Raw genomic sequence first — 14,957 nt, forward strand, 5'->3', positions numbered from 1 at the left:
GGTAAGGGGGCTTTCGTCAGTTCGGATGGCGACGGCCTCTTTTTTTCTGTCAACAGGAGGATTTTGTGTCCAAAACAAAAAAATCTTTAAAGACACAGATACGAAAAAAGTGAAACGCCGTGCTTCATTTATCCGTATTATTATTCGAAATGGGGGAAGCTGCATGCAGTTTGTATCAATAGATTTCGAAACCGCGAATGAAAAACGGAGCAGTCCGTGTGCAGTCGGCATTGCTGTTGTGGACGGAGAGAAAATAGTAGATGCGTATTATAGCCTGATCAATCCGATGGCGTATTTCAGCCCGTTTAACAGATTCGCCGAGAAGTCCCCTTCAAAACCTGTGATTTAGTGGGGGATGAATCGACGCTTTATGGTTATAAAAAAATAAAAATCCTAGACACGGGAACGTTTGTTTGGTATAATATGAATTAAGCAAACGTTCGGATGGTGACAACAAATGCTGGTTCGCATGAATTATAAATATGAGATGTATCCAAACGAAGAACAGACGCAAACATTGGATAGCTGGCTATCCATTTGCCGTCAGCAGTACAATTCCGCCCTTCTGGATAAACAGCGTTTTTACCAAAAGAACCAGACAGGATTATCCCGAACTCAATTACAAAAACAGCAAAAGGCGGATAAACAAAAGATCCCGTTTCTTAAAACGATACCGTCGCAGCCTTTTCAGGAAGTGTTCTTTCCTCTGGAACGAGCGTATAAGAACTTTTTTGAAGGACGTGCACGTTATCCAAAACTCAAAAAACACAAAGATTATAACTCACTGACATTTACACAATTTGGAGTCGACAAACGACATGTGAAAAACAAGAAAACCGGTGAAGTCAAACGGCGTGATGTGCGTTATGCTGCTTCGCTAGACGACAATAATCATCTTCTTATTTCAAAGCTCGGGGCAGTGTATGTGAATTTTCATCGTCCATTGGAAGGCAAAGTGAAACAAGTCACCATCAAACGTCAGGGCAGCCGTTGGTTTGCGATATTCAGCGTCGAAAGACACGTAAACGAAACGGTTGATTTCCCTGTTCAATCAACAGGCATTGATGTTGGTATTCAAAAGTTTGCCGTCTTATCCGATGGGACGACAGTCGATAATCCAAAGTTCCTCCTGAAAGAAGAAAAGAAACTGCATCGAGCGCAAAAGAAACTTTCCCTCATGAAAAAAGGCTCAAACAACTGGAAGAAACAGCTTCAAAAGGTGCAGCAGCTGCACATAAAAATTGCGAACCAGCGCCGTGATTTTCTCCATAAGCTAAGTTACCGGCTTTCGAAAACTTATAAATTTGTTTTTGTGGAAGACCTGATCATCCGAAATATGGTGAAAAATCGTAATTTGGCAAAGTCAATTCATGAGGCTGGCTGGGGTACTTTTAGTAATATGCTCACATATAAATGTAACAATAATGGTGGAAAGCTTGTAAAAATTAAACCGCATTATACCAGTCAAGACTGTTCCGGCTGTATGGCTCGTGTGAAAAAATCTCTGTCTGTTCGCACGCATGTATGCAAGTCATGCGGAACTATTCTTGACCGCGACCATAATGCTGCCATCAATATTGAAAAAGCTGGATTGGCCCTTTTGAATCTCAGTCCAACGGCGTAAATAAATGGTTCCAACTGTAGGGCAAGGTCCTGTCCGAACAGTATAAACAAAGCCCTTGGAGATGATGTAAGTCTCGGTTCAATAGAACAAAGCAATCGTCTGTGAATAGGGAAGCTCCATCAAAATCCTGATTTAGGTGGAGAGGTTCACTTCAGGCATTTGGGACATATGGTACGGATCAAATGGATATATTTTTAAAGAAGTGTCATATATCAAAAGGCAGAATTTATAATCATGGTTATGTTCCACCGAAAATGAAACGTAGAAAACAAAGCAGGAAAATTTATTTTTAAATGTTGACTGGCCTTTTGATGTTTTAGAAAAAATAAAAAAAAGGGAGATGAGTGCGTGCGAATACTATTGTTGGGCAAGTGAACGATCGGAAGTGAAGTGCGAAAAGCATTGGAGACGGATCATGAGGTATACGTGCGGGAGAAACGGGGCGGATGTTTCAATTGATATAACATCGCCGGGAGTATAACAGCTATGTAATGAAACGACTGGTCGTGGATGCTGTCCGTGAACGTCCGGGGAGCAAATTTCAAAGCAGTTCCGGAGCTGACACCAGAGCTGAACGAAAAAGGAATCGAGAGTAAGCTGAAAGGGCAAATCAACCTGGTGCTGTTGGGGCAGGAATATATGAACGATGGCGGCAGTTTCACACTGACAACGGGTGTCATGATGGATGATCCCATACCAATGGGCGCCTCAGCTGCCATGGCGAACGGTGGTGTCAAAGCGTTTGTGAAAGCAGCGTCGATTGAAATGCCAAGGGGAATCAGGATAAATTGCGTCAGTCCTAATATCGTACAGGAATCCTGGACAAGATAGGTAACCTTGCCGTTTACACCTGTGCCGGCCGAGCGTGTGGCAAGGTCTTATATTAAGAGTGTAGAAGGTGCACAAACCGGGCAAAATTATAATGTTTACTGAAGTTTATGGCATGCTGCGGCGCACTCTATAAATTTTATAGAGGCGCTGCTTCAGCCTTAATATTTTCATAGGGAGAATTGTGTGGCTGATATAAAATACGAAAATTATCGAACATATTGCAGTACTGTCCGATCACCAAAAAAGGTTGGACAAAAGAGCTGAATCTGGTCAGCTGGAATGGACGTGATCCCAAGTATGATCTTCGGGACTGGTCTCCGGATAAGGCGAAAATGGGAAAAGGTGTCACGTTGACGGACGCAGATCTGACTAATCTGAAAACTGCTTTGGACAAGCTGGATCTTTAATATAGTGTTTACCCGCCTCTCGTTTAAGATTTGTCAAAAAATGTAGTATCATGGGCGTATACATATAACATTAAACTGAATGGAGGACATCGAATTGAATAGAAAACGTTGGTTCGCATTAGGGATTGCGGTCATATTATTTGCAGTTTCCATCGGTTTCAGATTTATGAGCTCGTTGTTTGCAACCGATGTGGAGGCTTTGTTTGATGCACCGCAGCAGCAATATCAACAGGAAGTTATCGAACAAGGTACCGGAAATAAAATTGCCGTTGTTGAGCTTGACGGGGTAATCCAGGATATTTCCACGTCTTCCATGCTTAATTCGGGCGGCTACAACCACGACCGGTTTTTGAAAAAATTGGAGGATGTCGGTGAAAATCGTACGGTGGACGGGATTATTTTACGTGTCAATACACCTGGTGGTGGTGTTGTCGAAAGTGACGAAATCCATGACAAAATTGTTGAAATACAAGAAGAACAGGATAAACCCGTATACGTTTCAATGGGTAACCAGGCGGCATCCGGCGGTTATTATGTTTCCGCACCTGCCGATAAAATCGTTGCTCATCCGGCAACATTGACCGGCTCAATTGGTGTGATCATGCAAAGCATTAACTTTGCCGAGCTTGCTGAAGATATCGGAATTGATTTCAATACGATTACGAGTGGTGAGTTTAAGGACATTATGTCCCAGACAAGGGAAATGACTGATGAGGAGCAGGATATTCTGCAAAACATGATTGACGATATGTACGCTGATTTTGTCCAGGTCATTGTCGACGGCCGGGATATGTCCGAGTCTGAAGTGCGTGACCTTGGTGACGGACGGGTTTATACCGGAAGACAGGCGGCTGACAATGGGCTTGTCGATGAACTTGGCTCATTGGAAGAAACAGCTCAGGTCATGAAGGAAGATTTTGACTGGCCAAATGCACAGGTTGTTGAGTACAAATCCGGCTTTGAATTTAACAACTTCTTAGGCGGTTGGGCACAAAGCATGTTTAAAAATGAAGAAGCTGATCTCACAGCAATTCAGGAACTGATTCAGCAATCAGATGGGCCACGTGCCATGTATCTATATACGAAGTAGGGGGTGCTGTTATGAACGAAATTCCGGAAACATATTCAGAAACAATCAATGACCGACGATTTGCCGGATTCTGGATGCGCTTTTGGGCGTACCTGGCCGATTTAGTTATCGTATTCAGTATTAACGGCATCCTTCTCAGTCCATTTAAATTTATTAACGATGGCGACCCGACCGATATCGGATTTTGGACGGTGACCGGTATTATTGGAGCGATTGTGTTTTATCTGTACTTTTTGCTCATGACAAAATATTATGGGAAGACACTGGGCAAGATGATTTTGGGCTTGAGGGTAGTCCGTGAAGATATGGAGCCGCTGCAATGGAGTGATCTGATTTTCCGGGAAGTGGTTGGACGCTTTATTCACCGTGTGTTTTGGTTTACAAACGTGTTATATTTATTTGTGGCGTTCGATACACAAAAACGAGGAATCCATGACATGTTTGCCGGCACACGGGTTGTGTTTGACAGATGATGATAGAAGGTGGCGCTGTTTACAGTGCCATCTTTTTTTTGAAAAAAACTCATTCATATATAATCCAAACTGTATATTTCCGAAAAACTGTACTATCGTCCCAATTATCTTCAGGCGAACATAGGATAACTTCATAGAAGACGTTTAATGCTTGGAGGTTTCGTTATGTTAAATTTGGATTACGGTGTACCGGAAATTTATGAGAAAGAGGCAAAAGAAAGTCTGGGAATGCTATATCAGGATATACAGACGGTTTTAAAGGTGCCAATTGTTAATTTTATGTTTAGAACACTGGCGCTATATGAAACATTTTTAGGCGCAGCATGGACTCAGGTTCGTCCAAATATGCTGACGGTTGAGATGGAAAAAGCTGCTGATAAACTCAGATATCCGGATATCAGTGTGGATGTTCCAGGGATGAATTGGGATACAATTTATGATGTGTCAACGATTGAGAAAATTAAACGCGTCATTTTTACTTTCAATTATGTCAATCCAAAATTATTACTAATTGCCAGCGCATGGGCGGAAAGTTTAGGTAATCGGCCAATTCAAGGTACGCAGCATTCTAATGGATATATAGCTCCTGGCGTTTTTCCAGGATTGGAAGCCATTCACTTAGTGGATATATGTCATACAACACCTGATGTAGAAAACTTACTCTTAAATATTATTAGAAAGCATCGTGCCTATGACGCTGCAAGTGATTACCGTGCACTTGCTAATTACCCGATCTTTTTGGAAAAAAGCTGGGGGAGCCTGAAATACTATGTCGGATCGGATGATTATAATCTGCTGAAAGCTAATCTTAAGAAGAAGTCCATTAAACTGGTTCATGAACGCATGCCTTTTCCGGTTACAATAAATACTGATTTTTTATATGAGGTTTATAACCCAAGAGATATTGCAGGCATGATGGGGATTATTTCCATGTTCCAGAATATACTTCCCGAACTAATCATTGAGGGTGAGTTTTTCAAACGGATGATTGATTGATGGAACGTGGGACAATAACTTATTTATCCCTTAAGCTTAAAAAAGTGTTATAACGACTGAGTCATATTAAAAAAGGATCCATCTTCATTTTGAGGGTGGATTTTTTGTAACGTCAGAAAGTATAACATTTCAGATGAAGACTTCAATCTTGAAATCGGCTGATTCGCCGATTTCCACAAGTCTGACTTTCGGCCTCTGACCTTTGGGAAGGCGAGGCTAGCCTGAGTTTTTCTAGTGTTATTCAGTTATGATCAGCCATTTAGACAAACTGCGATGATTGCAGCTATTTTTCGGCAAAAGAAGACATTTTTCACACTTGTTATAATATTATATCTGAATTAAACTAAAACAAAGAAGATTCAGTATAAACCATCGAAAATTCATTTAAGGAGTGGCGTTATGAGTGTTGAAACAAATGTATCGGGTGATCTTGGCAGAATGTTGGACAGGGCGCGGCGGAATACGTTAGGGGATTTACTGGCACGTACGCGTGACCGGATGCCTGAAAAATTTGCATTTGTCTATGATGGACAGCGGCTGAATTATGCAGAATTGGATGACTTAGTAAATCAGACAGCACGTGCGTTTCTGAAAGACGGTATGAAAAAAGGTGACATGGTAACGGTGATGTCCAGGAACAGTTTGGATTTTGTTGTCGTCAATTTTGCTTTGGCACGTATGGGCGCGGTCATGATCCCCATCAATTATATGCTGTCGGGTGAGGATGTACAGTATATTCTGGAACATGCAGAAGTCAGTGCGTTCATTGCTTCAGAGGAATATGCGTCAGTATTGGATGAGTCAGCAGGGAACTTGGACATCAGGCAGCGTTACTTAATGGATACATTGGGGACGTTTGATGGCGTTCTTGCAGAGTGGGTATCGTTATCTGATGCGCGTGAAGGACAGGCATCTGACCTCGTTGATGTTGCCACCAGCGATGATGACCTTGCGCATGTGCTGTATACGAGTGGAACGGAATCACGGCCAAAAGGGGTTATGCTTTCTCATAAAAGTCTTATAAGTGAATATGTGAGCTGTATCGTTGATGGGAAAATGGCAGCAGAAGATGTACTCGTGCATGCCTTGCCGTTTTATCACAGTGCACAGCTGCATGTGTTTTTAGGGCCGAGTGTTTATGTCGGGGCTAGTGGTATTATTCTAGGAGGAGCAAGTCCGGAAGTTATTTTAAAAACAATTGAAGAGGAAGGTGCAACCCAATTATTTGCACCGCCGACGGTCTGGATTGCACTGTTAAGGAATCCTGATTTTGATAAGCGGGATTTGTCAACACTGAGAAAATGCTATTATGGTGCCGCTATCATGCCCCGGGAGATTTTAAAAGAGCTTGCGGAGCGTCTTCCGAATGCACAATTCTGGAATTTCTACGGGCAGACAGAGGTGGCACCGCTCGCCACAGCATTGCAGCCGGAAGATCAGCTGCGTAAGCTTGGCTCTGCCGGAGTACCGACACTTAACGTGCAGACGAAAATTATGGATGATGCTGGCAATGAAGTGCAGCGCGGTGAAGTCGGCGAGATTGTTCACCGGACACCGCACACAATGAAAGGTTATTTGCATGATCCGGAAAAAACGGCTGAAGTGTTCAAGAACGGATGGTTTCACAGCGGAGATTTGGGTGTGATGGACGAAGAAGGGTATGTTACGATTATTGACCGCAAAAAAGATATGATCAACACAGGCGGGGTTAACGTATCGAGCCGTGAAGTCGAGGAAACGATTTATCAGATGGATGCGGTGTCCGAAGTTGCAGTCATCGGGATTCCGGATGCCTATTGGATTGAAGCCGTTACCGCTGTCATTGTGCGGAAAGACGGAGCGGAATTGACTGAGAAGACTGTTATTGAATTTTGCCGGGAGCGGCTGTCAAATTTCAAAGTTCCGAAGTATGTGGAATTTTCGAATGAGCTGCCCAAAAATCCGAGTGGTAAAGTTCTGAAACGTTCTTTGCGGGATCAGTATGAAAATCCGGGAGAGGTGTAGGCCACTTAATGAAAAACGCCAAAGATTAGGAGAAAAACGCCAAAGTTAACATCGGAAACGCCAAACATTGATATAAAATCGCCAAAATCAGGGTTGAAAACGCCAAAGTTTCCCCATCGGTATTCAGCATAAAACACTTCCATCTTGAAATAATAAAGCTTGGAGGTGGTTTTATGGCTGAGAAAAAAGATAAGAATCAAGTCAAAACAAGTGTTAACAAGCAAGGGCTGAGTGAAGATGTGGCGGACCAGCAGCCGGACAGTCAGCTTGAACAGCGTGCGAAAAAGAAAAACACAAAAATTTAAACGTGCTATCTGATGAAAGGACGAAGGTGAGAATCATCGATAATACATTGAGCTACTTGCGTGAATCACTTGTGAACCATCAAGAAAATGATATGACCAAACAAATTGCCGATAAGCTTGAGCGAAATGGTTATAAGAATGAAGAGGAATTTGTCAGAAACCTGAACGAAGAAGAAATGGAATATCTGGATCAGGTAGTCAAGAAGGAATTGAATTATGCCAGAAATGCAGAAGATGAAGTGCGAGCCGGGCAATTAAGAGAAATTTATGAATTACTTTTTTAATTAGGCAAAAAATACCATTGATTTTATTACCCTCAAGATGTATTATAAATTTACAAGCTGCGATGTTCGTATTTAAATTAAGTTTTAACCTCTAACAGATGAATAGGGAGTTTTATATCGGGACTCAAATGTCGTGCCTCCAACGAGTGGAAGACAGGAAGGTTCCTGCAAACACCCACTTGGTGAAGTGGTGGTTTTAAAACTTTTTATTTAAGAAATACGGCACTTGTGGCTGCTAATTAATTAAGTGATAAGCCAGTTTCCTTCAGGGAGCTGGTTTTTTGTGTTTTTCAGGGATCTATAGTAGTACCGGTATAGAACAAGAATAGATGAGCTGGCAGGTATTGCACGAAAAATATGCGCTTCAATCTTCACGATATTATGGAAATTTTTCGTAATATCGTCTATAATTTGTGTATCGAGGAGGAGCGTTCTGTTATGAAAACAAGCCGGTTTATGAAATTTATTGGCGGCCGTGATTTGTTTTACGGTTTGATCTTATTAATACTGATTGGAATCGCCATCTTCATCTATACGGAAGTATCGTTTATTTTTAATCCGATTATTACCATTATTTCAACCGTATTGCCGCCGGTTATATTAGCCTTTATTGCTTTTTATTTACTGAATCCGATTGTTGACCTTTTGGAGCGGGTACATATTAATCGCATATGGGGGATTGTCATCATTATCCTCGGCATCAGTGGCTTATTGACCGGATTGATTTTACTGACGGCACCGGCGATTGAGTCGCAGGTGAAGGATTTGGCCGCCAGATTCCCGAATTATTTGCAGCAAATGGGTGAAGGGATTGAAAACTGGATTCAAACTTCTTTCCTGGCCCCATATTATGAACAGGGTTACGAATGGTTTACATCGAATTTAAGTGATATAACGAGCAGAGTAGGCGAATACCTGGGTGGTGCCGTTGAAGGTGTACAAAACGTTGCCAGCACCATTACAAGCGTTGTGGTCGCCATTATTACTTTCCCGATTATTTTGTTCTTCTTGTTAAAGGACGGAGACCGTTTCAAGCAATTTTTCCTGAAATTGCTGCCGCCTAAATACAGAAATGAAGTTAATCAAATACTGCACAATATGGATGTTCAAGTCGGCTCTTATATTCAGGGTCAGATTATTGTCGCAACGTGCATTGGTATTATGCTGTATATCGGCTATTTGATTATTGGTCTGGATTATGCCATCACACTGGCTATTATTGCTGCCGTAACGAGTGTCGTGCCATATATAGGGCCAACGATTGCCATCATTCCGGCCATTATCATTGCGATTGTTGATTCGCCGGTTATGCTGCTGAAATTGGGAATTGTCTGGGCTGCGGTACAGTTTCTCGAGGGAAATTTTGTTTCGCCGAACGTTATGGGAAAGACAATGCAGGTCCACCCACTTACGATCATTATCATATTATTGGTCGCAGGGAATCTGTTCGGTGTCGTCGGTGTCATCCTTGGTATCCCCGGATATGCCATTTTGAAGGTGCTTACCGTTTATTTGTTTCAAAAATTCAAGGCACGTTACAACCGATTTTACGGTGAAGACGATGGCGCTTATGAAGAATAGAATACTGTCTAAGCTGGATAAAACTGCTATTCTTTAGGAAATAGCAGTTTTTCCATCATATCCTCATGAAATGAATCATGTCGTTCATATAATGATGGCAAGGACAACCCTTTTGACAAATGGCCAGAAAAAGGAGATGGTGATGATCGATATCCGTTTGCTGGAACCGGGGGATGCAGAGGTATATAAAAAATTGCGGCTGGAGGCACTCTTGAATAGTCCCGAAGCATTTTCAGCGAGTTATGAGGAAGTACAGGCTGACTCGATTGGTGAGTATCAAGCAATATTTCAGTCGCAAAACATTCATACGTTTGGTGCTTTTGAATCGAATGAATTATTTGGCGTGGTGACACTCATCAGGGAAACAAAAATGAAAGCCGAACACCGTACTACGATCTCCGGGCTTTATGTAACACCGTATAAGCGGGAAAACGGAACAGGCAAGACATTAATGCACACAGCAATTGATTGTGCAAAGTCATTGGATGGTGTGGAGCAGGTTTGTCTATCCGTCATCATTAAACGCGATACTGTAAAAAGCCTCTATTATGCACTGGGGTTTGTTCCGTTTGGTGTACATAAACAGGCCGTCAAGTTAGGTGATACTTATTTCGACGAGGAGTATATGGTTATGACTCTGGGATAGTTCAGGTATTCAGGGACACTGATGAATGACGTTACATGTTGGAGGCATCAGATATTGCATATAAATGTAAAACACTCACTAATCGATCCGGAAACAATCAAGCAAATGATGGCAGATTATGATATGGAGGGGGATTGTCACTGTGATTTCTTAGCCCGTGGATTGAATGATACGTATTACATAACGGATGATAAGGATCATCAATATATTTTCAGGGTTTATCGGTCAGGCTGGCGTGATAAACAGGCCATTTCATTTGAATTGGACAGCCTTCTTCATTTGTATGAACAGGATTTTCGTATATCCTATCCGATTAAAAAAAGGGATGGGCTATTTTTGAATGAAATAGAAGCCCCTGAAGGTTTGCGTTATGGTGTGCTGTTTTCCTATTCGGCAGGGGTGCGTCCGCTGATTAATGTGGACAATTCGGAGGAAATCGGTGCAGCGCTTGGACGTATGCATGAATTGACATCTGGATTCTTCCCGATACATGAACGCGGATTTCAGCTGGATACAACGCACTTACTTGATGAACCGGCAGCTGTTATATCCCCGGTCATTGAAAGATATATTGGTCATGAGGCCGTCGAAGTTTTTCAAACAGTCGTGGAAAATACGAAGGCTGACCTATGGGAACTCGATCTCGAAAAGGGCTTTTGCCATGGTGATTTCCATAACCATAATATGCATATTCATGATGGTAAATTAGAAGTGTTTGACTTTGACTGCTGTGCTATCGGGTATCGCGGCTATGATATTGCAGTGTCCTGGTGGAATTTGAAAAATAACTATCGAAATATGGAGGAAGAATGCTGGGATGCATTTTTGAAAGGCTATTTAGCTGAGCGTGATTTATCAGGAGCCGAGATGAAGAGCTTGCCGCTGTTTATTACTGCCAGGAGGATTTGGCTGATGGGAACCATGATCGCCAATGATGATGTGTGGGGAACGAATTGGATTAACGAGCAGACATTAAAGTTATTTATAGGGCAGTTAAGGACAGACAGACTGGGCGATGAAAATCTTAGAGAGATGGATGACTACACCAGAATAAATGGTTAGTGCAAATAAACCGCTCCGGAAATATACTTGGTGCTCGTCGTGTTGCAAGTTATTTCGATGAAGTCGCACTCCTCGCAGAAAAGCATTGCTCGTCGTGTTGCAAGTGAATTCGGGGGAGCAGCACTCCTCGCAACTCGTAGCTAATTCGGTAGATGTTTTGCTCGTCACTGCGGGGTCTCACCTATGCCTCTTTTCCCGCAGGAGTCTACGTATATTTCCTTCGCTAAATCTGGGCATTGTTCGTCTTTAGAGTTGATAATTATAGACATGTCCCAGCCACTTTAAACTAAGCTGATTTTATTTAAACGTTTATCAGTGGGGAAAACACATCTGATACTCCCACAGCTAAAGCAGTAGGGTTCTGAATCCATTGTCCTTCTTCCGGCCGGCAGCCACAGACACATTTTCATGTGCTCGGCATTTAGGGTTGTTCAGGATACTGGGACCATTTCCTTCAGAACTTTCACGGCCAAAGCAGCCTCTGCTGCCATTAACGACCGCATCTTTGACTTTCACAAGCCCGGTGGTATCACACCGCTGTATGTATTGCATTAGTTTTTTACAATAATTCCCGAATTTAATATCATTCTTTTGCTATTTACAATGGCTCTTATTACCTGGTCATGCAACTTTTTAAACAATGGAAAGGCTGCCTCACATTGGCTTCGATTTGGTTTGGTTCCTGACCTATTGGCATTCATCAATAAGAAGGCTGAATACAGATCACGCTGCAGCTTCGTATTGTCATCAATCACATGCCAGCGCTGTGACAACGGCTTTTTGCTGTATATATTTTTAACATGACAGTACTGGCTGGCTTTGAACTTCTGAGTATTCACTTCTGCAAAGGTGCCGCCGAGGCGTATCACTTTTTCACGCAGTATGGTGATAAACATGGCCGGTGCCCGATGGCCGAGTGTTTTTCCAAAACGTTTTTTGCGTATATACTTTCCTGTTTTCCCGGATGTTTCAGTATTCTGCTTTCGTTTTTGCAGGGCTTTAAAATGCATGGTCTCCGTACAAAAGTGATCACCAAGCGTGAGAAGTTCATTTGCTAAAGTACGGTGGGATAATTTTCGAATCACTGCTTGTTTGCGATGCAATTCTTTTAATCTTACACGATACTTCCGATAATGATTGGAAAATACCCAGGTTTTCTTGCCTTGTTTGATTGTGCCATCTCTATTGAAATTTTGCGGGTTTGTCGCCCGTTTCGAACGGTCCATTTTACGTTGAATCAATCGAATATCACGTGATATTTCTTGAACCTGTTCCGCTAAATTGAATAAGGCAGCTTTTGTTAATGATGAAACAGCCAGGCTTGATGTGCCAATATCCAATCCAACATCTCCTTTTCCAAGCTTTCTGTTCTTGGATGGCGGATACCCGCTGATAACCAAATCAGCAAAATAGCGTATGCGCCCTCTTACTTCTTTTTGAACAATCCGCACAAATTTTACCCTGTATTGATCATGTACCGTTTTCTCTTTTCCGTCTGATATGATTGTATAGGAGAAGGTGTTTGCTTATCTAAATGGTGAAGGATTTCAGAAGTATAGGCATCGTTCTTTTTGATTTCAGTGGTGTAGTAAATTCTTTATAGACGATCAATCCGTCTCTAAAACGCCACGCCAGCGGTCGTGTTGGTTTTCCTTCAAAACTTCCATTTTCTCTTTCGAACAAAGCGGGACATGTTTGGCCTTCCAAATAAGTTTTTTTGCTGAATGCCAGCCAGGCGCGGGAGGCTGTTTTTTGCGCAACAGCTTGCATCACTTTATATGGAAGTGCTGACGAATAGGTTTTACCACACGTGTGAAAGCAAATTCTGTCAGTTCATATTTTTTTTCTTTAAAAGATGAAGCTTTTGATTGATCATTTTCTTTTCATGAATAAGCGAGGCATCATGGTCATCTTTTGCCAATTTCTTATTGACGCTATGCAGTTGGCGGATTAACCGCTTTATATGCCTTTTCCCGTTTTTGTTTTTTCACGTTTCAGTACTCACAAGACGGTATTATATATGATGCGGCAAATTTCCAATTCATCAGTGATGACAGCAAACATTCTTGGTGTTATAATCTATTCAAGTTAACACAAACGTTGGGGATGTTGTTTTAGCCAATGTGAACACCTTTTTAGAAGGGAACGTATGTTTCACTTTTATTATATCCTATTGACTATCAGAAAGCAAGAAATCGTTTACTAAACACACTTAATCTTTTTAACTTAATTCATTTCAGATACGGAGCACCACAAAACCTTCTTTTGTGGCGCTCCGTATCTGACCTCACTTTCATCCCAAGTCTAAAGACGATGGGCTTTCTCGTTCGGAGAATCTGTAATCAACATTGATGTCATTAAATTGCCATCCATCAGTCCAATTCCGGGACGTTATACGAAGAGTTTTAACGGGAAGGTAGAAGAGTGGAGCGAAATTTAGAGGTACCTTTGATGGATTTTGGGTATTAAGAATGGTATAATATGATTGAGTCAAAAGTATGATAACCATGCAAAGCATTACCCCACATGCAACGGGTTTCAGAGAGCGAAAAGAATCAAATATTTAATGAATAATTGGTGTTAAGGTTAAATAGAATGGAATTGGTTGTTTTTTCGAAAGAACGCAAACGAGCCGCAAGCTGCAACTTGCGACTCGTGACAGTTATTGAAAGGAATGGCGGCTTTTAACCAGAAACCGAAAAAAAGTAATGCCCCTGACTTATTTAATTTTGGCTGGGTATTACTTATTTTTCATTCGAGCCAGAAATTAACAATACGAGCGTCCCAAACATCAACATCAGCTCGAGCGTCTTGTCAATTGGGATCACTTACTTCAGCCCCTTTCATATAAAGGAGTGAAGCCGCCAGCCGGAGAAATGATTCTCCTGCCACTCTAATGCAAAGCGTTCCCACAATAAGCTGTCCCATTCATTATACTATAAAGATGCTGGAAAAGCTTGTCATTTTCAAAAAATAGTAAAATATTCTTATAACTTTGCTGATTAAAGGTTATACAATTGATATATGTTTGCTGCTGTCGTGTTTATATTTCCGATAAAATTGTATCATTGAATGGATGCTGTCTTTAAAATCAGGACAGGTGATTTTTGATTCGGCCAGATCCGCTGCTGCAATTGAATTATCGAAACTTGCATCGATTATAAAATAATCCATCGCTTCCTGTTCAGCGTGCAGCCATTTGCGCAGTGGTGCAGAAGATAAGGAACGTTTTGGCCATGACAATGGGATAGTGCCCTTAGGTGTTTTCCCCAGATATTCTTCTGCAATCATCCGGTACAATTCACGCATTGTATAAGGACTTGGATCTGTGAGATGGTATGTTTTTCCTTCACCGATTGGTTCCATCCCGAGGTAACTTGCGGCTTGCAGCAGGTAATCATATGGTATGAAATTCCCCTCTGGTTTGCCCTCACCGATATATGGAATAACCGGTAACCAGGCTAACCGGTCAAACATATTCAGCATTGAAAATAAAATACCGTCGAATTTGAGTGTTTCCAGTAGTGGAATGGCCCTTGTTACGCCGGGACGGATAATTGGTTATTGGAACTTCTTTTTCAAAATCATCCACTAAATACTTCCGCATGATATTTGTCTCTTCATAATGGTCTGAATGACTGTCCTCTGATAGCT

Annotated in this window: 15 protein-coding genes, 1 other RNA gene and 1 pseudogene; 14 read left to right on the forward strand and 3 right to left on the reverse strand. The window is 41.8% G+C overall.

Annotated elements, in window-relative coordinates; genetic code table 11:
- Nucleotides 1-163 precede the first annotated feature (163 nt).
- From Len3610_RS01365 to Len3610_RS01430, 14 genes and pseudogenes are all read left to right on the forward strand, one after another.
- Nucleotides 164-349 carry a 3'-5' exonuclease family protein gene (locus Len3610_RS01365; RefSeq protein WP_176446153.1) on the forward strand — a complete coding sequence of 62 codons (186 nt, stop codon included), beginning with the start codon at nucleotides 164-166 and terminating at the stop codon, nucleotides 347-349.
- A gap of 108 nt (nucleotides 350-457) precedes the next feature.
- Nucleotides 458-1,624 (forward strand): RNA-guided endonuclease InsQ/TnpB family protein, encoded by a 1,167-nt coding sequence (locus tag Len3610_RS01370; RefSeq protein WP_176446372.1) that lies wholly within the window; start codon nucleotides 458-460, stop codon nucleotides 1,622-1,624.
- A 378-nt stretch (nucleotides 1,625-2,002) separates the two neighbouring features.
- Nucleotides 2,003-2,557, forward strand: a pseudogene (locus Len3610_RS01375) (short chain dehydrogenase).
- 116 nt (nucleotides 2,558-2,673) lie between these two features.
- On the forward strand, nucleotides 2,674-2,862 hold the full coding sequence (locus Len3610_RS01380; protein WP_255259730.1) for a YdbC family protein: 189 nt from the start codon (nucleotides 2,674-2,676) through the stop codon (nucleotides 2,860-2,862).
- Between the two features lie 94 nt (nucleotides 2,863-2,956).
- Entirely contained in the window at nucleotides 2,957-3,952 is a 996-nt protein-coding gene (gene sppA / locus Len3610_RS01385; RefSeq protein WP_176446373.1) for a signal peptide peptidase SppA, read from the forward strand.
- An 11-nt stretch (nucleotides 3,953-3,963) separates the two neighbouring features.
- Nucleotides 3,964-4,425, forward strand: a complete 462-nt coding sequence (locus tag Len3610_RS01390; RefSeq protein WP_176446374.1) for an RDD family protein — start codon at nucleotides 3,964-3,966, stop codon at nucleotides 4,423-4,425.
- Nucleotides 4,426-4,590: 165 nt separating this feature from the next.
- A complete protein-coding gene (locus Len3610_RS01395) occupies nucleotides 4,591-5,421 on the forward strand; it encodes a halocarboxylic acid dehydrogenase DehI family protein (RefSeq protein WP_176446375.1) in 831 nt (276 codons plus the stop codon).
- Nucleotides 5,422-5,820: 399 nt separating this feature from the next.
- On the forward strand, nucleotides 5,821-7,425 hold the full coding sequence (locus tag Len3610_RS01400) for a fatty acyl-CoA synthetase (RefSeq protein ID WP_255259731.1): 1,605 nt from the start codon (nucleotides 5,821-5,823) through the stop codon (nucleotides 7,423-7,425).
- Nucleotides 7,426-7,598: 173 nt separating this feature from the next.
- Nucleotides 7,599-7,730, forward strand: coding sequence for a small, acid-soluble spore protein L (locus Len3610_RS01405; RefSeq protein ID WP_176446376.1), 132 nt, complete (start codon nucleotides 7,599-7,601; stop codon nucleotides 7,728-7,730).
- Nucleotides 7,731-7,765: 35 nt separating this feature from the next.
- Entirely contained in the window at nucleotides 7,766-8,014 is a 249-nt protein-coding gene (locus tag Len3610_RS01410) for a sporulation protein (RefSeq protein WP_176449517.1), read from the forward strand.
- A gap of 51 nt (nucleotides 8,015-8,065) precedes the next feature.
- Nucleotides 8,066-8,253: non-coding RNA, 6S RNA (ssrS, locus tag Len3610_RS01415), on the forward strand.
- A gap of 199 nt (nucleotides 8,254-8,452) precedes the next feature.
- Entirely contained in the window at nucleotides 8,453-9,595 is a 1,143-nt protein-coding gene (locus Len3610_RS01420; protein ID WP_176446377.1) for an AI-2E family transporter, read from the forward strand.
- Between the two features lie 142 nt (nucleotides 9,596-9,737).
- Nucleotides 9,738-10,241 (forward strand): GNAT family N-acetyltransferase, encoded by a 504-nt coding sequence (locus Len3610_RS01425; protein ID WP_255259732.1) that lies wholly within the window; start codon nucleotides 9,738-9,740, stop codon nucleotides 10,239-10,241.
- A 54-nt stretch (nucleotides 10,242-10,295) separates the two neighbouring features.
- Nucleotides 10,296-11,303, forward strand: coding sequence for a phosphotransferase enzyme family protein (locus tag Len3610_RS01430; RefSeq protein WP_176446378.1), 1,008 nt, complete (start codon nucleotides 10,296-10,298; stop codon nucleotides 11,301-11,303).
- Between the two features lie 551 nt (nucleotides 11,304-11,854).
- On the opposite strand, the gene Len3610_RS01435 is transcribed toward Len3610_RS01430, so the two are convergent.
- From Len3610_RS01435 to Len3610_RS20400, 3 genes are all read right to left on the reverse strand, one after another.
- Nucleotides 11,855-12,754: a hypothetical protein gene (locus Len3610_RS01435; RefSeq protein WP_176446379.1), complete on the reverse strand. Its 900-nt coding sequence runs from the start codon at nucleotides 12,752-12,754 to the stop codon at nucleotides 11,855-11,857.
- A 79-nt stretch (nucleotides 12,755-12,833) separates the two neighbouring features.
- Entirely contained in the window at nucleotides 12,834-13,076 is a 243-nt protein-coding gene (locus Len3610_RS01440; protein WP_176446380.1) for a hypothetical protein, read from the reverse strand.
- 1,236 nt (nucleotides 13,077-14,312) lie between these two features.
- The gene (locus tag Len3610_RS20400; RefSeq protein ID WP_255259733.1) at nucleotides 14,313-14,789 is read right to left on the reverse strand and encodes a hypothetical protein; all 477 of its coding nucleotides are present in this window, start codon (nucleotides 14,787-14,789) and stop codon (nucleotides 14,313-14,315) included.
- Nucleotides 14,790-14,957: the final 168 nt, after the last annotated feature.

It is taken from the genome of Lentibacillus sp. CBA3610, from assembly GCF_013373365.1.
Classification (GTDB): domain Bacteria; phylum Bacillota; class Bacilli; order Bacillales; family Amphibacillaceae; genus Lentibacillus.

Excerpts from the sequence above, each read along its gene's own strand:
- Len3610_RS01365 (WP_176446153.1), top strand. The coding sequence starts at position 164 with ATGCAGTTTGTATCAATAGATTTCGAAACCGCGAATGAAAAACGGAGC.
- Len3610_RS01370 (WP_176446372.1), top strand. The coding sequence starts at position 458 with ATGCTGGTTCGCATGAATTATAAATATGAGATGTATCCAAACGAAGAA.
- Len3610_RS01390 (WP_176446374.1), top strand. The coding sequence starts at position 3,964 with ATGAACGAAATTCCGGAAACATATTCAGAAACAATCAATGACCGACGA.
- Len3610_RS01395 (WP_176446375.1), top strand. The coding sequence starts at position 4,591 with ATGTTAAATTTGGATTACGGTGTACCGGAAATTTATGAGAAAGAGGCA.
- Len3610_RS01400 (WP_255259731.1), top strand. The coding sequence starts at position 5,821 with ATGAGTGTTGAAACAAATGTATCGGGTGATCTTGGCAGAATGTTGGAC.
- Len3610_RS01405 (WP_176446376.1), top strand. The coding sequence starts at position 7,599 with ATGGCTGAGAAAAAAGATAAGAATCAAGTCAAAACAAGTGTTAACAAG.
- Len3610_RS01420 (WP_176446377.1), top strand. The coding sequence starts at position 8,453 with ATGAAAACAAGCCGGTTTATGAAATTTATTGGCGGCCGTGATTTGTTT.
- Len3610_RS01425 (WP_255259732.1), top strand. The coding sequence starts at position 9,738 with ATGATCGATATCCGTTTGCTGGAACCGGGGGATGCAGAGGTATATAAA.
- Len3610_RS20400 (WP_255259733.1), bottom strand. The coding sequence starts at position 14,789 with ATGCTGAATATGTTTGACCGGTTAGCCTGGTTACCGGTTATTCCATAT.